18 protein-coding genes and 1 CRISPR repeat array (1 of these 19 cut by a window edge) are annotated in these 26,305 nt (G+C 40.8%); of the genes, 12 read left to right on the top strand and 6 right to left on the bottom strand.

Annotated features, from left to right (window positions below):
- Window positions 1-277: direct repeats of the CRISPR family, unit length 30 nt; unit sequence CCTTCATCTGCACCTATAAGGAATTGAAAC (it extends 3,231 nt beyond the left edge of the window).
- 904 nt (window positions 278-1,181) lie between these two features.
- The 9 genes from ilvE to ABD985_RS17940 all read left to right on the top strand — a co-directional run bounded on the left by ilvE (window position 1,182) and on the right by ABD985_RS17940 (window position 12,803).
- Entirely contained in the window at window positions 1,182-2,075 is an 894-nt protein-coding gene (gene ilvE, locus ABD985_RS17980) for a branched-chain-amino-acid transaminase (RefSeq protein WP_345374184.1), read from the top strand.
- A 194-nt stretch (window positions 2,076-2,269) separates the two neighbouring features.
- Window positions 2,270-3,952: a dihydroxy-acid dehydratase gene (gene ilvD, locus ABD985_RS17975; protein ID WP_345374182.1), complete on the top strand. Its 1,683-nt coding sequence runs from the start codon at window positions 2,270-2,272 to the stop codon at window positions 3,950-3,952.
- A gap of 118 nt (window positions 3,953-4,070) precedes the next feature.
- Window positions 4,071-5,807: a biosynthetic-type acetolactate synthase large subunit gene (gene ilvB, locus ABD985_RS17970; protein ID WP_345374180.1), complete on the top strand. Its 1,737-nt coding sequence runs from the start codon at window positions 4,071-4,073 to the stop codon at window positions 5,805-5,807.
- Between the two features lie 4 nt (window positions 5,808-5,811).
- The gene (ilvN, locus tag ABD985_RS17965; RefSeq protein ID WP_345374178.1) at window positions 5,812-6,360 is read left to right on the top strand and encodes an acetolactate synthase small subunit; all 549 of its coding nucleotides are present in this window, start codon (window positions 5,812-5,814) and stop codon (window positions 6,358-6,360) included.
- A gap of 118 nt (window positions 6,361-6,478) precedes the next feature.
- Entirely contained in the window at window positions 6,479-7,762 is a 1,284-nt protein-coding gene (gene ilvA, locus ABD985_RS17960; protein ID WP_345374176.1) for a threonine ammonia-lyase IlvA, read from the top strand.
- Between the two features lie 289 nt (window positions 7,763-8,051).
- Complete coding sequence (locus ABD985_RS17955) at window positions 8,052-8,777, top strand: 5-oxoprolinase subunit PxpA (RefSeq protein ID WP_345374174.1); 726 nt, start codon at window positions 8,052-8,054, stop codon at window positions 8,775-8,777.
- 542 nt (window positions 8,778-9,319) lie between these two features.
- Window positions 9,320-9,949, top strand: coding sequence for a 5-oxoprolinase subunit PxpB (gene pxpB / locus ABD985_RS17950; protein WP_345374172.1), 630 nt, complete (start codon window positions 9,320-9,322; stop codon window positions 9,947-9,949).
- A 127-nt stretch (window positions 9,950-10,076) separates the two neighbouring features.
- Window positions 10,077-11,987 (top strand): hypothetical protein, encoded by a 1,911-nt coding sequence (locus ABD985_RS17945; RefSeq protein ID WP_345374169.1) that lies wholly within the window; start codon window positions 10,077-10,079, stop codon window positions 11,985-11,987.
- Between the two features lie 216 nt (window positions 11,988-12,203).
- On the top strand, window positions 12,204-12,803 hold the full coding sequence (locus ABD985_RS17940) for an acetate uptake transporter (protein ID WP_345374166.1): 600 nt from the start codon (window positions 12,204-12,206) through the stop codon (window positions 12,801-12,803).
- Between the two features lie 104 nt (window positions 12,804-12,907).
- Here the strand turns inward: ABD985_RS17940 and ABD985_RS17935 are convergent, their stop codons facing one another.
- The 4 genes from ABD985_RS17935 to ABD985_RS17920 all read right to left on the bottom strand — a co-directional run bounded on the left by ABD985_RS17935 (window position 12,908) and on the right by ABD985_RS17920 (window position 16,907).
- A complete protein-coding gene (locus tag ABD985_RS17935) occupies window positions 12,908-14,128 on the bottom strand; it encodes a serpin family protein (RefSeq protein ID WP_345374164.1) in 1,221 nt (406 codons plus the stop codon).
- Between the two features lie 182 nt (window positions 14,129-14,310).
- Window positions 14,311-15,213, bottom strand: coding sequence for a TM2 domain-containing protein (locus tag ABD985_RS17930; protein WP_345374162.1), 903 nt, complete (start codon window positions 15,211-15,213; stop codon window positions 14,311-14,313).
- A gap of 153 nt (window positions 15,214-15,366) precedes the next feature.
- Window positions 15,367-15,693, bottom strand: coding sequence for a YidH family protein (locus ABD985_RS17925; RefSeq protein WP_345374160.1), 327 nt, complete (start codon window positions 15,691-15,693; stop codon window positions 15,367-15,369).
- A gap of 188 nt (window positions 15,694-15,881) precedes the next feature.
- Window positions 15,882-16,907, bottom strand: a complete 1,026-nt coding sequence (locus ABD985_RS17920; protein WP_345374158.1) for an NAD(P)H-dependent glycerol-3-phosphate dehydrogenase — start codon at window positions 16,905-16,907, stop codon at window positions 15,882-15,884.
- An 850-nt stretch (window positions 16,908-17,757) separates the two neighbouring features.
- Here ABD985_RS17920 and ABD985_RS17915 point away from each other — a divergent pair.
- Entirely contained in the window at window positions 17,758-18,858 is a 1,101-nt protein-coding gene (locus ABD985_RS17915) for a chorismate mutase (RefSeq protein ID WP_345374156.1), read from the top strand.
- A gap of 277 nt (window positions 18,859-19,135) precedes the next feature.
- A complete protein-coding gene (gene aroB, locus ABD985_RS17910; RefSeq protein ID WP_345374154.1) occupies window positions 19,136-20,170 on the top strand; it encodes a 3-dehydroquinate synthase in 1,035 nt (344 codons plus the stop codon).
- A 141-nt stretch (window positions 20,171-20,311) separates the two neighbouring features.
- On the opposite strand, the gene ABD985_RS17905 is transcribed toward aroB, so the two are convergent.
- Both ABD985_RS17905 and ABD985_RS17900 read right to left on the bottom strand, forming a co-directional pair.
- Window positions 20,312-20,908 (bottom strand): DUF4136 domain-containing protein, encoded by a 597-nt coding sequence (locus ABD985_RS17905; RefSeq protein WP_345374152.1) that lies wholly within the window; start codon window positions 20,906-20,908, stop codon window positions 20,312-20,314.
- Between the two features lie 336 nt (window positions 20,909-21,244).
- Window positions 21,245-22,018: a hypothetical protein gene (locus tag ABD985_RS17900; RefSeq protein WP_345374150.1), complete on the bottom strand. Its 774-nt coding sequence runs from the start codon at window positions 22,016-22,018 to the stop codon at window positions 21,245-21,247.
- Between the two features lie 714 nt (window positions 22,019-22,732).
- Between ABD985_RS17900 and ABD985_RS17895 the strand changes: the two genes are divergently transcribed.
- A partial coding sequence (locus tag ABD985_RS17895; RefSeq protein WP_345374148.1) for an Ig-like domain-containing protein occupies window positions 22,733-26,305 on the top strand: 3,573 nt, incomplete at its 3' end.

The raw sequence follows: 26,305 nt of genomic DNA, 5'->3' as shown, positions 1-26,305 counted from the left end.
CTATAAGGAATTGAAACTTATTATGAACGTGACTTGTCACTAAGATTCTTTGCCTTCATCTGCACCTATAAGGAATTGAAACATGGTACAGAAACGTTACAAACAGTCGTTGATAACCTTCATCTGCACCTATAAGGAATTGAAACCAAGACTAAACAAGGGAAAATATGAAAATTAACAAGCCTTCATCTGCACCTATAAGGAATTGAAACCTTGTCGTATACCAATTGTAGGTCGCACCCGATACCCTTCATCTGCACCTATAAGGAATTGAAACGAAAAAGGGGAGAAGTTAACCATCTTCATCAAAGACCTTTATCTGCAACTATATGACTTGCTTACAAAAGATGATGCAATGTAGCCCCTCGCGTGACGCGAGGGGTCACGAAAGAACAGCGTTGCCAATAGCTGTAAAGTTGCTCTTATTTTTATAAACAGGTCCTGAATACAAATCGATTTAAATAGCAACATAACTTGCTCACTGCTCACCGTATAATTCGCCTCAAACACTTCTCCTTTCTCCAAAGACAAAATACCTTCTTTTTCCTGAAATACCTGTGTGCTATCCTTATGATCTGCTATGCCGTACCAAGGCTCTATGCAAACAAATGGGGCATCGGCAGAAGGTGACCAGATGCCTAGATAAGGAAAGCCTTCAAAAGAATGATCTTTGTTCGTTTTGCGAAATAATATTTCTTTGCTAAAGGTAGTTCTATTTTTTTGAATCCCCTTTTTCAGTTAATGACAAAATAATATGTACTGAAATCAGTGATTTTTATACTCGATTCTTGCTTATCTCTTTAAATCCAAATATTATTCGGTATACAAAAGTTGCTTTGAGGAATTGTATTAAGAGGGTAATAAATTGTAGAATTTTTTTATTAAAAAATGTTTCAAAACATTTGTTTTTTGAATCATCTCTACTTTATCTTTGTTTAAAAGAACTTCGTTATATGTTAAGAAAAGTACAAAATATCGTCCGTCTACTTGTCATTATTGCAGTGCTCGTGCACTGACAATGGCGGAACCTTATATCTTAATATTTAACAGAAGCCGGCCATTGTCTATACACACTCGACAATAGCCGGTTTTTTTATAAGCCTTACTAACAACTTGAATGTCTATTTACTAAACCACTCCCCATTGGACCTAATTGATGATGGGAGAAAACACATTTGCATATGAAATATTTTGACAAGGAAACGGTGGTGTTTCATAAGGGGAAGTTTATTAAAGCAGAAAATGCGGTAACAGATCTTTATACACAGTCTTTGCACTACGGAAATGGCATTTTTGATGCGATGCGTGCCTATGATACGCCTTTGGGAGCGCATGTTTTTAAAGCAAGAGAACATTATACAAGATTTCTGGAATCAGCAAAGCGTATGCATCTTCCAGTACACTATACGGTTGATGAGCTAATCAGTATTACCTATACGCTTTTGGAGAAAAATAATCTCTCTAATGCATATATCCGTCCGTTGCTATACTCTGGTGCCAATATGGAATTAACACCAGCTGGAGAAGGAAATTTATTTATTGCCACTTGGGAGTGGGAGAAGTACTTAGGAAAAGACTTGTTGGATATCGAGATCTCCACCTATACACGTCCTAGCCCTAAGTCTGGAGATGTAGAAGCGAAAATTTCTGGAAACTATACCAACGGTATTGTAGCGGCAGCAACCGCTAAAGAGAATGGCTTTGATGATGCTTTGTTGTTGGATGTAGAAGGCTTTTTGGCAGAGGGAACAGGAGCGAACTTCTTCTTTGAGGTAGATGGCAAACTATATACCCCTCAAAAGGGCCATATTTTTCCTGGAATCACGAGAGAAGTGGTGATGGAAATTTGTCAGGACCACGGCATTGAGGTAATCGAAGGGAAGTTTAAGCCAGCAGATCTGTCGAATATTGATGGAGCGTTCTTTACGGGTACGGCAGCACAGATTACTGGAATACGATCGATCCACAGAAGAAATATGAACAAGCCTTGGAAAGCTACATTAGGCTACTTGATCGCTGAACAATACGGCCATAAGGTAGCTCAGAATGAGTACGATACGTATTCTATTATATAGTAAAGGTTATCGTTTATTGCTTGTCGTTTAATTAAAGCGTGTTAAATAAATGATAAGCGATAAACGGTAAGCAATAACCATAATCTTGGAATAACCAGAAGGATACCTCATCCTTTGTGAAAAATACATTGCTGGCAATCAATAGCCGGAAAACAAACAATTTTTTTAGTCAACGAAATTTAAAATTGCTCTGTATGTCAGAAGAACTAAACAAATACAGCCGAACGATTACGCAAGATGAAACACAACCTGCCGCCCAAGCCATGCTTTATGGTATTGGTTTGACAGAAGATGATATGTCTAAGGCACAGGTGGGTATTGCGAGTACAGGTTACGAAGGGAATACTTGTAACATGCACTTGAATGACCTAGCGGACTATGTGAAAAAAGGAACTGCGGAGGCAGACTTGGTTGGACTGATCTTCAATACGATTGGTGTGAGTGACGGGATGACCAATGGTACCGTAGGGATGAAGTATTCGTTACCTTCCAGAGATATTATTGCGGACTCTATTGAGACGGTATGTGGAGGACAATTTTACGATGGTTTGGTTACGGTCGTAGGATGTGATAAAAATATGCCTGGAGCAGTGATGGCTATGTGTCGTCTGAACCGTCCTTCTATTATGGTATATGGTGGTACAATCGCCGCAGGGTGTTATAAAGATAAGAAACTGAATATTGTCTCTGCTTTTGAGGCCTTGGGAGAGCGTTTCGCGGGAACGATCTCTGATGAGGATTATCAGGGAGTGATCAAGAATGCATGTCCTGGTGCAGGAGCTTGTGGAGGTATGTATACAGCCAACACGATGTCTTCCGCAGTGGAGGCTTTGGGATTGAGCTTGCCGTATAGTTCTTCTAATCCAGCGACTTCTCCAGAGAAATTGGCAGAGTGTGAGGCGGCAGGACGTGTGATGCGTCAATTATTGAAAGACGATTTGAAACCAAAAGATATTCTGACGAAAAAGTCGTTTGAGAATGCCTTGACAGTAATTATGGCATTGGGTGGATCAACGAATGCAGTATTGCACTTGATTGCCATTGCCAAAGCAGCAGATATTCCATTGGGCTTGGAGGACTTCCAAAGAATTAGTGATGCAACACCATTCCTGGCAGATCTTAAGCCAAGCGGTAAATACCTGATGGAAGACTTGCACCATATGGGTGGTGTTCCTGCCGTAATGAAGCAATTGCTAGAGTGGGGAATGCTACATGGTGATTGTATGACCGTAACAGGTAAAACGTTGGCAGAGAACCTGGCAGATGTACAGCCTCTTCCGGCAGATCAGGACTTGCTAAGACCGTTGGATAATCCTATCAAGGAGACTGGACACTTACAGATTCTTTATGGAAATATCGCCCCGGAAGGATCAGTTGCTAAGATTACAGGAAAAGAAGGAGAGCTATTCACTGGGCCTGCAAAAGTGTTTAATGATGAGTTTGCAGCCATTGCAGGGGTACAGAATGGAGAAGTGGAGAAAGGACAGGTAGTAGTGATTCGTTATGCGGGACCAAAAGGAGGCCCGGGTATGCCAGAGATGTTGAAGCCAACTTCAGCGATTATGGGTGCCGGTCTAGGTAAAGACGTAGCTCTGATTACTGATGGACGTTTCTCTGGAGGAACACACGGGTTTGTGGTAGGTCATATTACTCCTGAGGCACAACAAGGCGGAAATATCGCCTTGATTAAAGATGGAGATATCATTACCGTAGATGCGATCAATAACCGTATCAACATGGATGTATCTGAAGAGGAGCTGGCAGAAAGAAGAAAGGAGTGGGTAGCCCCAGAAATGAAGGCGAATAGAGGAATGCTTTATAAATATATCAAGACGGTATCTTCTGCATCCGAAGGATGTGTTACTGACGAATTTTAATACTGTAGTTTATCGGTCATCATCAAAGTATATATTTTGATGATGACCGATAAACTGTAAAAACTTACGTATGGGAAAATAACCCAGACTTCAATTGATTACTGTAAATATGGATAGCATGATCAAGACTGTTGCTAAAGAGAAACAAAGTGCTGAAAAGCCTGAAAAACGCAGGGTCTCAGGAGCAGAAGCCGTAGTTCTGTCTTTATTGGCAGAGGGGGTGGATGTTCTGTTCGGATACCCTGGAGGGGCTATTATGCCTGTCTACGACGAACTGTATAAATATGAAGATAAACTGAAGCATGTCCTGGTCAGACACGAGCAAGGAGCGGTACATGCGGCACAAGGGTATGCCAGAGTCTCTAATGATGTAGGGGTGTGTATGGCAACCTCTGGCCCGGGAGCTACGAACCTGATTACGGGTATTGCGGATGCGATGATCGACTCTACGCCTATGGTCTGTATCACAGGGCAGGTGGCAGAGCACCTTTTGGGTACGGATGCCTTTCAGGAAACGGATGTGGTCGGTATTTCTATGCCAGTGACCAAATGGAACTACCAGGTGACTAAGGCTTCTGAAATTCCTGGGGCAATCGCCAAAGCATTTTACTTGGCAAAGAGTGGTAGACCGGGACCTGTCCTGGTTGATATTACCAAGAATGCTCAATTCGAAGAATTTGACTTTGAGTATGAGAAATGCGAGAAGGTAAGAAGCTACGTGCCTAAGTCAACGCCTCAGGAAGAAGCATTGAATGCTGCTGCTGCTTTGATTAATCAAGCTAAGAAACCTTATATCTTAGTGGGGCAGGGCGTATTGTTGGGACAGGCACAAGAAGAGTTTAAGCAATTTATAGAGAAAACAGGTATCCCTGTAGCGAGTACCTTGCTTGGACTTTCAGCACTACCTGCGAGTCATCCAAATTACGTAGGCTATCTTGGAATGCACGGAAACTATGGTCCGAATGTCAAAACCAATGAATGTGATGTCTTGATCGCCATTGGAATGCGCTTTGACGATAGGGTAACAGGTGATTTGAGCCGCTATGCCAAGCAAGCCAAAGTAATTCACTTGGAGCTGGATCCTGCAGAAATCAATAAGAATATCCATGCGGATGTTGCTGTATTGGGGGATGTGAAAGATTCCTTGCCTCGCTTGACGGAAAAGGTACAGGAAAATAGCCATGAGGCTTGGGTACAAGAATTCAAGGCTTGTGATCAGAAGGAAGAAGAGATTGTCTTTGCCCGTGATTTTGCAGCAGATACCCTTAAGCCAAAGATGGCGGAAGTGGTTCGTATGCTTTCTGAAAAAACGGAAGGAAAAGCAGTAATCGTAACGGACGTAGGGCAGCACCAGATGGTAGCGACTCGTTACTATAAGTTTGAGGAAACAGACAGTAACGTTACCTCTGGAGGTTTAGGGACGATGGGCTTTGCATTGCCGGCGGCGATTGGTGCCAAGTTCAGAAGACCTGATAGAGAAGTAGTGATGATTGCTGGTGATGGAGGTTTCCAAATGACCGTACAGGAGCTAGGAACCATCATGCAGGAGAAGTTGCCAGTGAAAATATTGATCCTGAACAATAGCTTCCTGGGAATGGTACGTCAGTGGCAGCAAATGTTCTTCGACAAGCGCTATGCTTCTACAGAGATGGTGAACCCTGACTTCATTAAGTTGGCGGATAGCTATGGGATCAATGCCTTGAGAGTAGAAGACCGCGAGCATCTGGATGCCGGATTACAGCAAATGCTGGACTCTGAGGAGTCATTCTTGCTGGAGGTAGTGGTAGAAAAAGAAACCAATGTATTCCCAATGATTCCTACAGGAGAATCTGTTGCTAACGTTAGACTAGAATAGAACCATGGAAAAGAAAAGATTCACATTATCGATTTTTACGGAAAACACGGTTGGTCTAACGACCAGACTTACCCTGATTTTTACGAGAAGGAAGATCAATATTGAAAGCCTGACAACCTCTGCCTCTGAGATTGACCACGTACACCGTTTCACGGTAGTATTTTATGGAGATGAGGTGATGGCTGAGAAGGTGAGAAAGCAAATTGAAAAGCAAATTGATGTCATCAAGTGCTATTGCTATCAGGATGATGAGATTATTTATCAGGAAATAGCGCTATACAAGGTATCAACAGTAGGTCTGCACTCAGGCAATGAGGTGGAACGCATTGTTCGCCAGCACGGTGCTCGTATTTTGGCTGCAAGGCCAGAGCACTTGATCATTGAGAAGACAGGACATGAGCATGAGACTCATGAATTGTATGACCAGTTGAAGCCCTTCGGGTTGCTACAGTTTGCCCGTTCCGGAAGAATTGCATTGACACAAGAAAGACAAGATGTAAGTACTATTCTAAAGGAATTTGATCAGAAGAAAGCAGCAGAGTTAGTTTCTTAAACGAGCGGCTTTCCAGATACGAGTATGCAATAGGTACGAAAAGGCTTCCCCGAGTAAGAGGAAGCCTTTTCGGTTTTTACCGTATTGATTAACTAACCATATATAAACTACCAACAAAATGACAAAAGAAGCAACAATTGAAAAAGAGCAAAAGGTGGTTTTGCCTAGTGTAGAATCCATTGTAAAAGCACAAATGCGGTTAAGGGATACCGTCACCAAAACTCCCTTGATGTATAACCTGAATTTATCCAAGGAGTATGAAGCCAAAGTATACCTGAAAAGAGAAGATTTACAGGTCGTACGTTCTTATAAAATCCGGGGAGCCTATAATAAGATTTCCTCTTTGACAGAGGAAGAAATGAGCAGGGGGGTGGTCTGTGCTAGTGCGGGGAATCATGCACAAGGGGTCGCCTATGCCTGCCAAAAACTGAATATTAAGGGAGTGATTTTTATGCCAAGCCCTACACCTTCTCAAAAGGTAAGACAGGTGCGAATGTTTGGCCAACAACATGTGGAAGTGGTCCTTACCGGAGATACTTTTGATGATGCCTATGCGGCAGCGATGGACTATACAGAGGCACATCACAGTGTGTTTATTCATCCCTTTGATGATCCAAAAGTGATAGAAGGGCAGGGGACTGTTGGAATGGAAATACTGGAAGAAGTAACAGATGAAGTAGATTATTTATTGGTACCGATAGGAGGTGGAGGATTAGCCGCAGGAGTTGGTAGTTACTTCAAGCAAATTAGCCCCAAGACGAAAATTATAGGCATAGAGCCAGAAGGGGCACCTGCCATGAAGTTATCTCTGGAAAAAGGAACGGTTGTGACCTTAGGGAAGATTGATAAGTTTGTGGATGGGGCAGCTGTACAACGTGTAGGAGAAAATACGTTTGAGATTTGTAGAGAATTACTGGATGAAGTAATCACCGTACCCGAAGGAAAAGTATGCTCTACGATCTTAAAGCTCTATAATGAGGAGGCTATTGTCGTAGAACCGGCCGGAGCCTTAACCATTGCCGCCTTGGATCTATACCGAAATACCTTAAAAGGAAAAAGTGTCGTTTGTGTAGTTAGTGGGAGTAATAATGATATTACTCGCATGGAAGAGATTAAGGAACGCTCTTTACTGTATGAAGGGTTAAAATATTATATGCTGGTACGTTTTCCTCAAAGAGCGGGAGCCTTAAAGGATTTCCTAGTCAATGTATTAGGCCCCAAAGATGATATTGTACACTTCGAGTATACCAAGAAAACGAACCGGGAGAAAGGGCCTGCCTTGGTAGGATTGGAAGTAGAAAGCAAAGAGGATTTTCAGGCATTACAGCAGCGCATGCAGGAAAAAGGTATTCAGGCAGAGTTAGTAAATGAAAGATCTGACTTATTTAGTTTCTTTATTTAAGGTAAAAGGTAAAAGGTAAAAGGTAAAAGGTAAAAGGTAAAAGGTAAAAGGTAAAAGGTAAAAGGTAAAAGGTAAAAGGTAAAAGTAGGGGCGATCCCACGTGGTCGCCCTCCTTTTGGTTCCATTGTCTGGTCTGGGCGTGGACGCCCAGACCCAAAGCAAAATTTGAGCGTCCACGCTCAAAATAATCACCGATATACAAAAAGCAACTCAACTCACCGAAGATGAAGCTCAACGACACGAAATGTCACTCAACCAGCCGCACAAACGGCCTCAACAACAAAACGATATGATTGATATTAATGCCGACATAGGAGAAAGCTACGGCGCTTACACTATCGGAAATGATAAGGAGCTACTACAACTGATTTCTTCCTGTAATATCGCTTGCGGTTTTCATGCCGGAGACCCAGATGTCATGAGAGAAACGATAGAGCTGGCAATAAAGCAAGGAGTCAATATAGGGGCGCACCCAGGATATGCAGACTTGCATGGCTTTGGCCGGAGGCATATTCCAATGACTCATGAGTCCTTATTTAACCTGATGTTGTATCAGGTGAGTGCCTTGAAGGGTATGGTAGAAGCAATGGGAGGAAAACTACACCATGTCAAGCCTCATGGGGCCTTGTACAATGATGCGGCAAGAGATGAAGGAATTGCTCAGGCTATCGTGAAGGCAATCGCTGCTGTGGACAATGAACTGAAGTTATTTGGACTTTCCGGTAGTTTGGTTGGGGAAGTAGCAGCTGATATAGGGCTGGAATTTGTACATGAGGTATTTTTAGATCGAAGGTACCAATCAGATGGTAGTTTGGTCCCTCGCAGTAATCCCCAAGCGGTCATTCATGATCAACAAGAGGCATTACAACAGCTAGAGCATATGCTACACAAAGGAGTAGTTGATACCATCGAAGGGAAGCAAATCCCAATAAAAGCGGAAACACTTTGTATTCATGGGGATCATCCGGAGTCCTTGTCTTTTGCAAAAGCAGTGGTGATGCGATTGACCAGGTAAATTGTTCATGATGTTTAGTTGAGCTTCGCTCGTTCATAATGTTTAGTTGTTCTCTTTTTTCACACAGGGCATTGCCCTGTGTTATTGATTCGTGAATCCAAGGATTGAAAAAATAACAGTCACACTACCTAATGGCTTTGTTGAAACGTTGAATCGTTTATTGAATTCAATAAACGATTCAACTCGAATCAACGAGCGAAGCTCAATTCAACTCAATACGAAGTATTGAAATTCAACGATTCAACAAACCTGTTGGGTAGTGTGACGGATAAATATTCAAACTTAATAATCCCATCTCTATGTGATGTTACCCCTTCGGGGTTTTGATAAATAACTAGAAATTGGTCTTAGGCTCCAGTCCAATGCTGTCAAGTTAAGGAGTCAAAGTGAGAGTAGATACTGCTCGTAGCGTTCCGCACGTCATGTAATGATACGACCTGCAGCGGGTTTACACTACTCTTTCTATATGCACTGTTTCCTTAAGTTGAGGACATCGGGCCAACAACTAAACAACATGAACGAGCGAAGCTCAATTAAACAATATGAACAAATTATACCCCTTAGGAGAACAAGCGATCGTGATCTCATTCGGAGATAAGATTACCCCGGAATTAAATGATCGTGTCTTAGCTTTACAGCAATTATTATTAACCAAAAAGTTTAGTTGGCTGAAAGCTTTAGTTCCAGCTTACGCATCCTTGACTGTTCATTATGATTCCAGCAAGGTAGATTTTACTTATTTATCGCAATTGCTTGAAGAGCAGATTAAGGCCATCGATGTGCTTACCCTTCCGGAAGGGCGACTGATTGAGATACCAGTACGCTATGAGGGACCGGATATTCAGGAAGTCTTGGAGTACACAGGATTGACAAAAGAAGAACTCATTTTCCGACATACTGAGCCGGAGTATAGGGTGTATATGATTGGGTTTTCACCAGGGTTTATGTATTTGGGAGGAATGAACCCTCAGATTGCTTGTCCAAGAAAAGCGGTTCCTCGTAAATCTGTTCGTGCTGGGGCAGTGGGTATTGCTGGAGAGCAGACAGGAGTATATTCTATGGACACGCCAGGAGGGTGGCAAATCATAGGACACACGTCAGTTACTTTGTTTTCCTTGAGAGAAGGAGCTTTAGCAAAAGCAGGTGATTTGGTGAGGTTTTTTGCAAAATAGGAAAGAATCTTACTTGCTATAGAGATTTGAAGGTGATACCTGTTTACAGGTTGGTTTACAGGGTTGTGTTTGTTAATATTGTGTAAACCCAACACATAAGGGATATGAAAATAGTATGTCAACCCAAATGAATAACCAGCAACAACCCTTTGTAACAAGAATAGAAGGGGTATACCCTCAGGATATAGAAGGTCATCTATTTTTTAATACAAGTATTACTAGTCGCTCAGAACAGCTGTATCCTAATACTTCTCAACTGAACAGGGAGCGAAAAATCGTACGTCTTGATTTTCTTCCGGATAAAGTGCATTTAACAGAACGCAGCATCCAAACTGCCTGTCAAAAACTGTTTGAAAAAATACAGGCTCCTAATCATTATGGGAGATATGTGTTTGCTAGTAACTTGGGCGTTAGAAATTACCTTAACGGTACGCTGATACCGTTTAGGTATCGCACAGGAGACCGGATGCGGATGTTGGTCACTGCGGAGCAAGGAAGGCCTTTTGAAATCAATCCTTATACTTTAGAAACTATTGATTCGGTGGGAAGCCCTTCCGATTGGTATACTCATGTGCTAGACCAGCTCTTACTTCCTTTTTGTAATACCTGTTTCTATCCAGCCTATGCTGATCGTGAAAACGCTTTTTACTTTACGCATGTAAAGGCCGAAACGGAGGAGCAGCAGGCTTTGGAGGATATACTATTTTTGCTGGATACTTGTACCATAGAGGGGTTAATAGAAAGTATAGAGGAAGAGATACAGTCGTATGCTTATGGGTATCTTGATTACTACAGTATAACAGATTGGTATCGCATACTAAGTAAAGTATTAGGGAAAGTCTCTTGGAAGAAAAGCTGGAAACACCTTCTCAAAGGAAAGCTAAAAGAACTTATCAAGTTTTTTTTATATCAAGGGGGAGGAGCTTACCTATATCGCTGGAATGGAGAAGGTGCTTTGCAAAAATGGTTGTTGATGGATGAATGGGGGAAGCCTTTGCAACTTCAAAGGCAGCTTTATCAGGTAATTGATGCCGAGGAGCACTTATTGCTTATTGATTCGTCGGTAATACCTTATGAAAAATTCATATTGAATAATCCTTTCCCTCAGAGTGAGTTGATTGATGATTTTCTTAGAAAACTGAACCTGCAAATACACACTTCTGAGTCTGTGATTTATGCGGTAGAGAAGGCAGCATTGATCAACAATCCGCATAGGGTTGAGGCTCGAATTATGATGGAACCTATTAAGGGAGAAATACAACACGCGTTATTGACGACTGAAAATACAGCTAAGGTATTGCATGTACAACATCGAAATTATACCCCTTATAGTGAATGGGTACGGGAGTATGATGAAGAATATTGGGAGAATAGTACTACAGTAACTAAGGTAGGAAGCAGTGCAATTAACTGTATGGATATTGGGAAAATCGGTAAGTATGTATTTGCAGATAAGTATACCCATTTAGTGTCCGAAAGTCTATTGGCAGAGGATTGGCGAAAAGAAGGGAATGCGCATACCTGGGAGTTGGGTTACTGTACTTATTATCAAGAAGAAAGAACAACGAATGTGAAGGTCCCTTATTTATTTTGGCAAAGCTATGGTCTTGAAGGGAAACAACTGATGAAAGATGCTTATGAGTTATATAAGGATATTTCCTATAGGATGGCTGCTCCTGATAAAATCCTGCAATTAGCGGAGAAGGAATTGCCTCCTTGCATTCTTCGACAGAATACAGAGGAAATGACCTTTGAAGATAGTTATACGTTTGAGCGAGGGGATAAATTACTAGGGATGCAGTTTGTGCCTAGATTGCATTTTTCAGAACTATTAGGGGTGGAGAAGGAGCTGTATGGTTATATTGTATGTGTCGTCAAAAATGCTCAGGCAAAAGAAGAAACAACATTATGGTTTTTTGATGCGTCTTTTTTAAGGAAAGGCCCTTTTTGTAAGTTGAAGATAGAAAATTGGGAAATGGAACATATCACTGGAGCGGTTTGGATAAAAAGTCTTTCCTTATTGAAGGATGAAGGATGAAGGATGAAGGATGAAGGATGAAGGATGAAGCGAAGCGCAATGCAATGCAATGACTCAACAACTAAACATTATGAACGAGCGAAGCTCAATTAACATACGCCGTGTAGCGGTATGAACACCTATTAACATACTGTAGTGATTCTTGATGGACTATTCATTTATCTTTGCAGGCTTTTAAAAAGCACAGCAAACATTTAAATCAAATAATAGACATCGATGACTACAGCAAACTCTACCACGGCGAAAGTAACACTATCTGACACTACTTCTAATCCCGCTCCATTGGGATTATTGGGATTTGGGATGACCACCATCTTGCTCAACTTGCATAATGCAGGTTTATTTGAACTAAATTCCATGATTATGGGAATGGGATTGTTTATGGGAGGTTCTGCCCAGGTAATTGCCGGAGTACAAGAATGGAAGAAGAACAATACGTTTGGCGCAACAGCATTTACTGCTTATGGATTTTTCTGGTTATCACTGGTGGCGACCTGGTTATTGCCCTCTGCAGGGTTGAATGCCAATGCTTCCAGCGCTGTAGCGATGGGCTTCTACCTAGGATTATGGGGATTGTTTACGGCCGGAATGTTTGTCGGAACACTTCGTATCAATAAGGCATTACAAGTTGTATTTGGCTCACTGACCGTATTATTCTTTTTGTTAGCAGCTGCCAACTTCACTGGAAGTCATATGATCCATACCTTGGCAGGCATTGAAGGGGTTTTGTGTGGTTTGTCAGCATTATATGCTTGTATTGCCCAGATATTGAATGAAGTATATGGGGAAGAAATTATGCCGATAGGGAAAATATAAGAAAAGGTAAAAGGTAAGAGGTAAAAGGTAATTAAATTTGATCTGTTCTCATTCAAAAGTAACTTTACCTCTTACCTCTTACCTCTTACCTCTTACCTCTTACTTTATCTAGGATCCCAAACAATGCCTTCAAATAAGATGGTATTGCTATGTTTCTCGGTGATGAAAAACAGGAAAGATCGATCGATAATCAGTGGCATAGGGGCACTTTCAATTCCTACACCTACGGAAGTAGCTGCTGCGGCTTCTGTTCCTTCCTCGTCTACTTTGATATAAACTTTTTGGAAAACCTCTGTGAGATGATAATCCTCCCGTTGCTGCTCAAACAAGTTGTTGAAGTCTGCTTCTTCGGGAGTAAAAGATTTTGTCATACCCATTTGTTGTAAAGGCCCCTTTAATTCTTTCTGATAAGTAATCTCAAACTTGGGCATATGGAAGTCAACTTCCTCTTCTACAAGTGAATTTTGCAATTCTGTTAACTTATTATAGTCTATACTTGCAACTAAATTATGAATCTTTTCTTCATGTTTTGGTAGGAGTATCTGCAAGTTATACTGTCCATTCTCATAAGGGATTTGGATAAAATGAATCGTTTCATTCTCCGTGTGGGCGATAGGGTAGTCAGCGCTTCGCATCATATCGACTGGCTTTTGACCGATACTTTCCACCAAAAAGTCTGCAGTATAAGTGTCTTCCTTCTTAAATTGTGTAGACCAATTGGCTTTAAAGTATAACGCATTGATCAAGAACATTACGTGCTTGTCTTGTATCTCACGAATAAGGTTGTTGATTTTTCCTTCCGTTTTTTCTTCCACCCAATCATTGATGAATTGCTTACTCTCCTCAGACTTAGTAAAGTCAAGACCTTCAACGCTAGCACCAAAAAAGTTTTCTGCAGCTTGTTTGAATGGAGTAGCGACTTGAAAAGAATTTCGATACCAAACGCTATTGGCTTGCAGTAGCTTGACTGCAGGGTCAGCTTCTTGCAGTGTGTTGATAGTCTTTGCATAAGACTGATTTGCCTCCTCTTGGGTTAAACCTTCTAAGCCCAATACGGAAAGGATTTCTTCTTTAGTGTCATCCTTAGCTCCATTGACAGTCATTCCTAGTGCCATACTACAGCTATAAGGAGAAATGATAAAGTTCTTTTTTTCATCCTTTCCCACCGTATTTAGTAGATGAATAGCAAAATCATTATTTGCCTCAATAACGGTTCGCTGATTACCGTCGATGGGAAGGAGCTGGGCTGGCTCAGGAGATGAGTTTTGGCAACTGCTTAAGGAAATTAGTGAGAGGAATATTCCTATGATTGTTTTAGCGCTCATAAGTATAGTTTCTTGTTGGTTCTTAATCAAAAGACACAGGGTTGTAGTAAAAAGTTATAGTGTTCCTGAAAAAGAGGTCATTTTAAGGAGGAAGGAGGAAGGAGGAAGGAGGAAGGAGGAAGGAGGAAGGGATTTCTGTAGGCCCTCGCCTGATGGCGAGGGTATTTCAAACAAGCGCTAATCTATCTAGGAAGAATATCAATAAACTCTTCAGCATCTTTGATTTTTCCCGCATAGGTTTTGACTTCCGATTTTCCTTTTAAGACAATCAATAAGACATTTTGCTGTTGTTCGTCATAATAGATCCAACTGTCTTCTTTAATGCCGGAAGGGTGATTATGATCAAACCCAAAGCCATAGTGGTGAGCTTCTTTATAGTAAGAGGCACCTTCGTATTCCAGAATATTTGGAGGTCTTTTATGTCCAGCAACAAGGGCTTCCAAATTTTCGTGTAGGATAAACTTATTGACACTTTTCATAAGGTAGTGTTTTGTAAAGTACCTACCTCTATGCAAGTATAGGTAACGCTCTTGACTACCGTGTATCAAATGGTAAAAGAAATGGCTTTCGTCATTTTGCCAATCCATTTGTTGCTTCTCTAAAACCTCCCAAGTTTCTGTTTCAAAATCAATCATAAAGCCTTTTTCAAGGTTTTCCAGCCGCAAATCTGTAGGATCAAATGGAATGTTAAGGGTACGCTTGCTTGCGACACGGGCAGGTTCTTTGTGCAATGCCTTATTTTGTCTTTTTCTATACCTTAATAGAACATCCTTCAAGACGTCCTTTGATATTTCACGATTTCGTCTTCTGATGTTTCTGGGAATCGTAAAGGTTAAGATTAACCACCAGATACCAAATCCTCCTCCTGTTAACCAAAAAAGAATTTGCTTGCCCCATTCCCCCATATACCCATGGTGAGCTCCCAGAAAAAAATGTAGAATATAAGAAATAATGGGGGATTTCTTCATGTAATGGAAGGTGCCTAAGAATTCTTGCTGAGCTTCTTCAGGAAGTTCAGTGACTTTAGTAACAACCTCATAAGGAAGTGTACTCCCTAGATAATAAGGTATGATGGTATCTTTCATATAATCAGTAATTAATTAATTTGACAGTATAATGTGTAGTTACAGTGCGATAGTTTTTTAAGTGTATCGTTTAAAATGGATAAACAATAGAATGTTTAATGACCGTAAATAAGGTACACATCATCTTATTATACTACAAAAAAAGTAAAAAGGTTACAGGTTAAATTCTCCTTCTGCCTTTCCCTGAGCTTTACGTCGGGCAATTTCCAGTTCAAAGGATTGGGCTTGTCTAAGTCGATTGAGTTGTTTGTACAACCTTGCTCGGCTTCTTAAGTACCTTCTAAGTCCGTAAGTGAAGCAATACCCACTAGCAAATACTAAGATAAATGCACCGGCAGTGATTCCTTTATGACTAGGACCAAAGTGTAATACTGCTAGCGCCAAGGCGATAATGGCCAAGGAGGTTCTTACCCAGGCTAATAGGGTTCTGTCATTGGCCATGGTAGTACGTTGTACGGCGAGTGTATCATTGATCTTCATAGATATCTACTTTTAGTTAGTTGGAAAATAGCATAGGTTATAATGGATATAGCTATGGCTATAAAAAAAAGGTTACCAACTATAGTAGTAACCTTTTGGACCTGTAGGAGGTTCGAGAAAATTTTTATAAGCGTCCATTTAGGGCTTGTTTGGAGTCCGTATTCCAAACAAGCTCTTGTGCTTTTGATCTATTGTAATTGTTCTTTTAGCCACAAGAACTCCTCAGAAGGAGACACCTTGTTGTAAAGAATATTATATACCGCTGTGGTAATAGGCATATTTAGATCTTCATATTGCGTATGAATCTGGTGGATGGACTTCACTGCGTAATATCCTTCAGCGACCATTTCCATTTCCATTTGAGCTGCTTTCACGGTATAACCTCTTCCAATCATGTTACCGAAAGTCCTGTTTCGGCTAAATTGAGAGTAAGTCGTGACCAGTAGGTCTCCTAGGTAAGCAGAGGCTGTTAGGTCTCTTTTGACTTTGTATACTTCTTTAAGGAGTCGTTTAATCTCTTGCATGGAATTGGATACCAGCACTGCTTGATAGTTGTCTCCGTAGCCTAAGCCATGGGCGATGCCACAGGCGATGGCAATAATATTTTTCATGACGGCACAGTACTCTACGCCATATAAGTCTTTGATGACAGTCGTATTAATATAGCGACAGTGCATCATTTCGGCCAAGGCAGTGGCGTATCTGCTACTGGAAGAGGCAAGACTTAAATAAGCCTGTTTTTCCATAGCTACTTCCTCTGCGTGACAAGGTCCTCCGATGACTGCTACCATTTTATGAGGAACTTGAAAGTGCTCTTCTATATATTCTGTCACCAGTGTATTATGCGTAGGAATCATGCCCTTAATAGAGGAAATGACATACTTTCCTTCAAAATCTTCAGCAGATAGTGTACTGAGAGCAGAAGTAATAAAGGCTGCAGGAACAGCAAGTAATATAGCATCGGCTTCTTTTACAGCAGCCTTGATGTCTTCAAAAGGACGAACCAATTCCGGATTTAGTTTTACCGATGTAAGGTAACGAGGATTGGAACGATATCGCTTGATATAGGCCACGTCGTCAGCGTTACGTAACCACCAATTAATACGGGTATTACCGTTTTCAGTAAATATCTTGATTAATGCAGTAGCCCAGCTTCCTCCTCCAATAACAGCGATGGTATGAATGCTAGGTAAATATTTTGGTGTCTGCTCCACGATTATGTGTCTTTTAAATCAAAAAATCGGTTAATGTTTCTGGTTGAGCATGAATGTCTTATTTCTTAGACAATTAATTACATAGCCTTAAAGATAAGACTTCTAATTCTTAGAATATAACCTTCAATCTATGAAAATTAACATTTTTCCAAGGACAAAGGTACACTTTTCGAGTTAGAGTCTAAAATAATTTCTATGGATTTCCCTTTGATTTTGGCAATGCTGTGAAAGCGTGTAAGATATGTTTGTCAGTTATCGCTCATCGCTTTGCTTAGATAAGCAGTAATGAAAAAACAATAAGTAATAAACAATAAGCGATAAACGCTACAAGCCAAATTCTATAGAAGGCGTTTAATGTGAAATATTGTATAAGTTCTTAAATAATTGTTATTCGTTTAATATTTCAGTGGTGTTAATGGAATTATTTGAAAAAAATAAAATAATGTTTGGAATTAATTGAATTATTATTGTATGTTTGTTTCATCATTAAAACACTACGGCATAGAGAAAAGCAAATATGAATATCTTCAGCACTACATATTATTATTTTTGGTTTTTTTATTTTACTCGTTCCAGCAAGGAATGCAGGCAATAGCTTATACCAAAAATTAAAAGCTGATGAGACACCTGATTCCTTGCTAAGAAGGAATCAGGTTTTTTTTTACCTTTTTCCTATTCTTTATTAAGGAATCCAAAATAACTAAGCTGCTGACAGATGACTTCGACTAATGAACTTTGGATGGTTTTCGTCTTCGGCAATTCATATTAATTCTTTAATAATTCTATACCGGTTAATCCTTTTTGTTAAACAGGTTGTTAGTAAAACACAAACACGAAAATTTCTAGAACTATGAAAGACATCCGAGCATTAAACGAGTGGTCAGTAGTAAAAAACAATACACCTATTGCTATCGCAGGCCCATGTAGCGCAGAGACCGAAGAGCAGTTGATGGCTACTTGTAAGCAAATCAAAGAAAATATTGATATTACAATGTTCCGTGCAGGGGTATGGAAGCCTAGAACAAGACCAGGGTCGTTCGAGGGAGTAGGTGAGGAAGGTCTAAAGTGGTTCAAGAACGTGAAAAAAGAGCTAGATATGCCAATTACGGTAGAGGTAGCCAATGCGGAGCACGTAGAACTAGCTTTGAAACATGATGTGGATGTTCTTTGGATTGGTGCAAGAAGTACGGTAAACCCATTTACTGTGCAAGAGATTGCTGATGCGTTGAAAGGAACCAACGTACCAGTAATGATCAAGAACCCATTGAACCCGGATTTGGCACTTTGGAAAGGAGCAATTGAGCGTATCTACAATGCAGGTATCCGTGATATCGCTGCCTTGCACAGAGGATTCTCTTCTTTCGAGAAAACAAAGTATAGAAACATCCCAATGTGGAAATTGGCGATTGAATTAAAAACAGATCTTCCAAATATTCCATTGATCTGTGACCCAAGCCACATTGGTGGTAGCCGTGACCTTATCCTTCCGGTATCTCAGAAAGCGATGGATTTGGACTTCGACGGTTTGATGATCGAAACACACTACAATCCAACAGAAGCTTGGTCTGATGCAGCACAGCAGGTGACGCCGGCACGTTTGGCTGAGATCTTGAATGAAGTGAAAATTAAGCAGCGTCAATTGGATCCATCTGATTTGGATGCTAATCAGTTGGATGATCTTAGAGGAAAAATTGACCGTATCGATAACGAAATCCTGGATGCATTGGCGTCAAGAATGGGTGTAGTAAATCAAATCGGTGAGTACAAGAGAGATCACAACCTTACGGTTTTCCAAGCAGATCGTTGGATCAACGTATTCCAGTCGAGACCAGGAGCAGCTTCTGATCTAGGTTTGAGCAAAGAGTTTGTAGAGCAAATGTTCAAGTTGATCCACGATGAGTCGATCAGGCTACAGACTAAAATTGTGAACACTGAGAAAGAAAATGTTTAATGAAAACATTTCAGTAACTATATTGATGAGGCTATCACATAATCGTTAGATAGAATCATTTTCAAATGGATAAAGGAGGAAGGATAAAGGAGATAAGCTTCTTAGAACATGTTTGTAATCCAGATTTTGAGGAGTTTTATACCAAAAGATGTGGTTCCAAACATGTTCTTATTAAGGTTTTTGTCCTTCATTCTTTCTCCTTTGACGTTATAAACGTATATCCTTCAATGATTATATTTTTTAACAAGCTCTCAGCCAGAAACTAGAACGAAACAACATGCAAACAAACAGAGTAAGCTTCAAACAAAAGCTAGACGCTGCCGTTTTTGAGGAACTGCAAAGGTATACTAAGGTGGCTGTGATCGTGGATGAGAATACCGTAACTCATTGCTACCCCAAAATAAAGCAATGGTTGCCAGAACATACTGTCATTCAGATACAAAGTGGAGAGGAAAATAAAACCATTGAAACCTGTACTAAGATATGGCAGGCTTTGACTGATGCCCGTTTTGATCGCAAAAGTTTTGTTCTAAATCTTGGTGGAGGAGTAATTGGTGACATGGGAGGGTTTTGTGCCTCTACCTACAAAAGAGGAATTGACTTCTGGCAAATGCCTACTACATTATTATCTCAGGTAGATGCTAGTGTAGGAGGGAAGTTAGGGGTTGATTTTGGAAAACTGAAAAACCATATCGGAATCTTTAGAGTGCCTGATCATGTAGTGATCTGCCCAGACTTCCTGGAGACTTTGCCACAAAATGAACTGCGCTCTGGGTATGCAGAAGTAATCAAGCATGGATTGATTGCCAATAAGGAAGAGTGGCAAGATTTATCATCCAAGTCATTGTTAGAACAAGATTGGGAAGGAGTAATTCAACGTTCGGTAGCCATTAAGAAAAATGTGGTAGAAAATGACCCCACAGAAAAAGGGCTACGCAAGATCTTGAACTTTGGACATACGATAGGGCATGCGATCGAAAGCTATTTACTGGATATTTCTGGACGAAAATTGCTACATGGAGAAGCTATTGCCATAGGTATGATTTGCGAAGCATATTTATCGGTAAAGAAGGCAGGGCTTCCAGAAAGTGAGTTGGATAGTATCCAAGACTATATTCTAAAGGTTTACGGAAAAGTGGAATTAACCGATGCGGATATTCCTCACTTGCAGGATTATATGTTACAGGACAAGAAAAATGAAGGTGAGAAAATCAACTGTTCTTTGTTGGAAGCTACCGGTGATTGTGGATTTGATTATGTGGTGAGTTGGGATGAAGCCAAGGAAAGTATTGCTTATTACATGAGCTTATAAGTTTGTTCATGATGTTTAATTGCAGTTGCTTTGCAACTGCGTTCAAAATGTTTAGTTGAAATTAAAGAAATAACAACTAAACATTTTGAACGAGCGAAGCTCAATTAAACATCATGAACAAGAACTTCTCACAATAGATCCTTATTGCTCTGGAGGATATTGCTCCATTAGTTTACTAACCGAATTGTTGATCACATTTTGCTTTTTGTTCGGGTTGTTATAGTCATCCAGATCTCCCAAAGAGACAATGCCTTGCCAAATTAACTCATTACTTTTGGCATCTCGAATATTAATGGCAATACGTTCTACATCATATTGTTCGACCTCACTGCTATAGTAGCCAAAGTAAGGATAGGGGCGCCAGTAACCACCCCATCCCCATCCATAGCCACCCCAACCATAGGGACCCCATCCGCCCCAACCACCCCAGCCGTAGGCGCCATAAGGGTAAGGATCGTAGGTCGTGATGCGCTCCCGCATTTCTTGAGTGACTTGAAAGGAGATTAATAGTTCAGGAGTAGAGGATTCTACATATCCTTTGTTTTGTAGTTCGTAAGTAATGGCGTTACGTATACGTCCGATGTCTATCTCGTTAACCGGCAGACGGTATTGTGGTGGAACAAAGGCAAAACTATTGTATCGGGCAAAATTTGTTCGACTATTATAGTCTGTTCTTACTTCGTATAGATTACAGCTGCATAACAGAAGAATGAAAAGGGCAAAGAGTTTCGTTTTCATGATATTGTAGTGGATAGTGGTCTTGAATGTTCATCTATCCTATTAACAAGTATCTTTGCCCGTTAGGTCCATTTCATGATATTTAGGCTTGCAGGTTCACCTTGTCGTTGTCTACGGAATACTATGCTACTTATCGCTTATAGACAATAACTTTCATACTACTAAATGGCTTTGTTGAGCGGCACTGTGTGCCGTTGAGAGAAGCTTTGCTTCGTTGAGTAGCCCTTCGGGCTGTTGAGAAAGAACTGTACTGTAAAATCTCAACAGCCCGAAGGGCTACTCAACGACACGTAGTGTCACTAAACTAGCGGCGCAAGCCGCCTCAACTACTATAGTCTATTGTTTTACGGCTTTCCCAAAGCTTTCCAGACTATGCAATACTCCTGTGATCTTAAAGAAGTTGTCCATAGAACGTGCTTCTTTTAAGTAAATCTCATGTTTGACAAATAGATTATTAATGGTGTGAGCAATGGTCTCTTGCTCTCCCCATAGAAAATACATCGTTAGAAAATGTTCCAGTTGCTTTTGGTTATGGGGGGTTAGTAACCAGTCGTTTACGGATTTCCCTAACATAATGAATTGCTTCTTGATATATTCAAAAGCATAGACAATATCCTTTTCGTCTTCCGTGTTTTTTCTTCCGGCTTGTATAAGATTTCCGATTGGGAAATCATCCTCCAATTCATCTTCATTGAGATTGTCCCTCAGGTCGGTACTATCGAAGGCACCTAAAAATGCACTCAATCGGCCGGTGTGTTCTGTTTCTTCCTCTGTAATATCCATAAGATTTTGCGGGCCTTTTAGGTAAAAGGCCTTTACGTAATCGGCTGTTTGCTGCTTGTCTATATAGTTGGACTTTACACTGATCAATCCAGCTTGTAAAAGTTCCATTTTCATGCGTATAACAGTTCGTTTACTCCAACTCATTTCTTGAGCAATATAGGAGTTGGTGTATTGGCTTACGCCGTTTTCATCTCCTACGGCCAAGTAAAACATATAAAGGATAAAGGATTTGTCCGATACGTTCAACTCTCGCATCGCCTCAAAAATATCGTTATTCGCAATAAAATAGCTAGTGATCGGTTTGTTAGCCGTTGTTTCTAGTTCCATGATCAATCGTAAAAAGCTTGAGCGTTTAGTTTTTTCGGGTAGGGTACATAGGAATTCATGTTGGTTTACGTGAAAAAATAGCTAATTGAACTTGTGTATAGCTATGACAATAATGTCACCCTGTTAATTATGTCCTAATATTAATAAAAAAAATAATTTCTTGCCGATAAGTTAATGAAAAGTATTTCAATTTCATTAAAAGATAGATAGCCCTTGTAAAATTACATTAGAGCTTATTGAATTTGTAACTCTTTATGTTTGCAAAGGGATCTTTTATGGAATATATAAGGCTTGATATTGGATTTTTCTTAGAAAAGAGGTGGCTATCCTTAAGAATGTTTTCATTCTTAAGGAAAAATAACATTCTTTGTAGTTCCAAAACTAACATGTTGATGATGCTTCATTAACAACGAAAACTAAAAACAAATATTAGAACAGGACAAAATAGATGACGATGGACTGAGGTTCATACTAAACTGACAAGCTGCCCAAACAATTAGTACATTTAAACGTGCGTTTTAAGATATTTACAAATATTTGTAAATGAGTACTTTCCTTATCTTTGAAAAGATTAAAGGTCAAGGCGTTTGTGTCTTTGTTTGTCTAGGGGAATACTGTCTTAAGTGAGGAGATATAAACCTCTTTCCGGGGTCAATAAAAAGAATGATTCCATTAATTCCGCCAACTATTTTATCCAATTAACTAAATCAGAGTATGCAGCATAAAAACTACTATTATCCTCTGGTATTGCTATGGTTGATGCTTCCCTTACAACAGGTATGGGGGCAAACTCCCGGCTTGATTTACAAGACTGCTACGGGAACAAAAAGCGACGGTACCACACTAGTACTTGATCCTAATGGGGATGGGTACACGTTTACAGGAGATGAGGTATTTGAGATACCATTCTCTTCCTTTCAGGTTACAGACCCCAGTGAGGATATCCTTAGAGGACCTAAGACCAAGTTTACGGACTATGTTGGGTCGGCACAAAGCAAAGAGTCTTTCTACATGTATTTTGATGGAGAGAACCTACTCTTCCGTTTTAGAATGGGTAATACCGCTAAGGCTGCTAAAGGATATACCGTGTTGATTGATACCGATGGTAAGGTGGGTACGTTAGGTGCTAATGCGGAAGGCAACAAGGTAGAGGGCAACCCAGGCTTTGAGATTGAAGTGACCTTGGAATCTCATTTTGGTATAGGCCTATATAATGTGAATGGAAAGACTGAGGCAACTGAGGTCATTGCTAGTACTAGTAGACCTTATGCTCAGTACGCGCAGAAGTCGATTGCTAATTCAACGGTGGATGGGTCAGATGACTATTTTTACGACTTCTATATTCCCTTTACGGATTTACAAACAGCGGCTACAGCATCGGGAGTATCTATTACGACTTCTACACCTATGCGTTTTGTAGCGGTAACGACCATGAACCATAAACCACTGATTGGAAACCCACCGGTATCCGATTTGAATGGTGTGGATGATTTGGCCTATGGAGGGGATATATATAATATATTGGAGGAATTGGTGTGTGTGTTTCCTTCCGTATCGATGACAGATTTAACGTCACAGCAGTCTTACAGCAAGTTAACAAAGGCAGATTGCCCTACGATTGATGCGGTAGATAGTGATGATACGACAGTTTCTGGAACAGCAGAGGCAGGAGCAACAGTTACCTTATACAATAATGGGACTGAAATTGGTTCAGCCACAGCCGCTGGAGATGGTAGTTGGTCCATTGCTAGCTTGACACTTGCGGTAGGAGATTATTTGACTGCAGTAGCCGATGATGTAAGTGGTAAGGCTTTTTCGGGGAGTTGTACAGGTATTCTAGTGAAGACACCGAAAGCTATATGTGATGGTGAGCAAACAACAGTGCCTATTAGCTTAACAGCAGTAAGTGGAAATAAAGGTGTTAAAGGAGGAGCTGGTTCTGCTCCAGCTGGAGCTACTATCAGGGCATACAAAGCAACAGGAGAACCTTATACGTCAACTGATATTTCAGGTTGTGGACAGCAATGCCAGGTTGAAGCAGTCGCTGCAGCAGATGGTTCTTGGTCTATTCAATTATGTAAAACAGGTCAATGTTTTAGTGATGTTGTTTTAGTTACAGCAGAAGATGTGTCAGGAGGTAAGTGTGAATCACCTTTCACTTCTTTTGAATTAAACTTGACAGGGGTGTCAGCAAAGCCAACAATTGATAAAACAGATACAGATCAATCTCAGGATTACATCATTAATACAGCGTCAGATATTACAGGTACAGGTGTTGTAGGAGCAACAGTATTTATCGCTCTTAATGATTTGGAAATTGGAACTTCTGTGGTAGATGGCTCTGGGAATTGGTCGATTACTTCTCCAGGATTATCTTCTTGCGATGTTATTACGGCGTATCAAATTGAGTCAGGAAAGGAACGTTCAGAAACCCCTGACGTTTCCATGCCCATTAAAGAAAAAACAGCGACCCCTTCTATCGTAGGGACCTATTGTCAAGGAAATGGTGTGTCGGTAATGGGAAGTGCGACTGCAGCAAGTGGAAGTACAATTATCTTATATGATCAGTCTGGCACGCAAAAAGGAACTACTACAGTAACCACAGAAGGAGGCTGGGTGATTGATAATGTAGACCTAACAGGAGTAACGGGTATTTATGCGACCGCTTGGAATAATACGAAATGCTCGGACAATACGACTTATAAGTATATTGAGAGTGATGCTTCCTCTTCTGTTACAGTAGGGACAAGACCTGCTACTGCTCCTACTTTGAAATTAGTATCACCTGCAACAGAACTGAAAGAGGGAGATACACAGGTTATTGTTGAAGCACCGAGTAGTGGTGCTGTATGGATGTATATTGATGGAGGAACATCATCCGAGACAATTGCTAAGTTTACTGTTAATTCAGGCGAGAATACCATTGACATAAGAGCAATAGGTAATTTGTCAGCTAATGAAGTACTTTACGCAGGAGCAGAAGTGTATTTCACGTTCGATAATGGAGGGACTTGTGAGAGTGAGCCGTCTAACGTGATGACAGTAGCTTGTGCGGATATAACGGACAGAACAATCTCAGCTTCCATTACGGATTTCTATCAGGAGATACCGGAAGGAACAGAAGTGACTATTGAGAACCCAGAAGAAGGGTTTATTTATACACTGACAAAAACAGATAGTACTGTAGTTAGTGCTCCTAAATATGCTTCTAGTACTGCTGCGTTAACCCTGACGACCAATGCGGTGTTGAGTAGCACGACAAAGATTATTGTCAAAGCAGTGAAGCTAGGCCCTGTCTTATGTGAACATTATAATGATTCAACAACTAAGTCAGTAGAGCTGGAAATACATCCACAGCCCTCCATCGTGATTTCTGCACCGGATTCTATATGTTCAGGAAGCTCGGTCGACTTGGGACTGGACTTTTCCGGTTCCGCACCTTGGGAGATCAAATGGACTAAGGAGGGAAGTGGAGATACGACAACCATCGCTAATATTACAGCAGATACCACACTTTCTGTAACGCAGGCAGGGATATACAGTATACAGTTGGTTAATGATAAATATCATGCTTCCTATAGTATTGTAAAGGATACGATTTATACGCAGACAACTGGTTGTGGAGGGAGTAGTGCACCGACGGTATCTGGCGACAGCACGGTATTGAATGAAGATTCAGATTACACCTTCGAGTTATCAGACTTCAACAAGGATTATAGCGATGTGGAGAATGAAGCGCTGGGTACGGTTCAGCTGCATGTTTTCCCTGATGATGGAACATTGAGTTATGACGGCAATCCGGTAAGTACGGTGGATACGCTGATCAGCGCAGCAGATATTGGCAAGCTGGTTTATACGCCGACTTCGGACTTGAACGGAAGTCCTTTGGATACGTTGGTGTTCAAGGTAGCTGATGAGTCTGGAGCGCTGAGCGATACGGTTCACTTCACGTTGTACGTGACGCCATTGAATGATGCACCGACGGTATCTGGCGATAGCACGGTACTGGATGAGGATTCAGATTACACCTTCGAGTTATCAGACTTCAACAAGGATTATAGCGATGTAGAGAATGAAGCGCTGGGTAAGGTTCAGCTGCATGTTTTCCCTGATGACGGAACGTTGAGTTATGATGGGAATGTGGTCAGCACGGTGGATACGCTGATCAGTGCAACAGATATCGGCAAGCTGGTTTATACGCCGGATGCGGACTTGAACGGAAGTCCCTTGGATACATTGGTGTTCAAGGTAGCTGATGGGTCTGGAGCGCTGAGCGATACGGTTCAC

The organism is Algivirga pacifica, assembly GCF_039543525.1.
Lineage (GTDB): Bacteria > Bacteroidota > Bacteroidia > Cytophagales > Flammeovirgaceae > Algivirga > Algivirga pacifica.
This window is presented reverse-complemented; position numbering and strand designations above follow the sequence as displayed.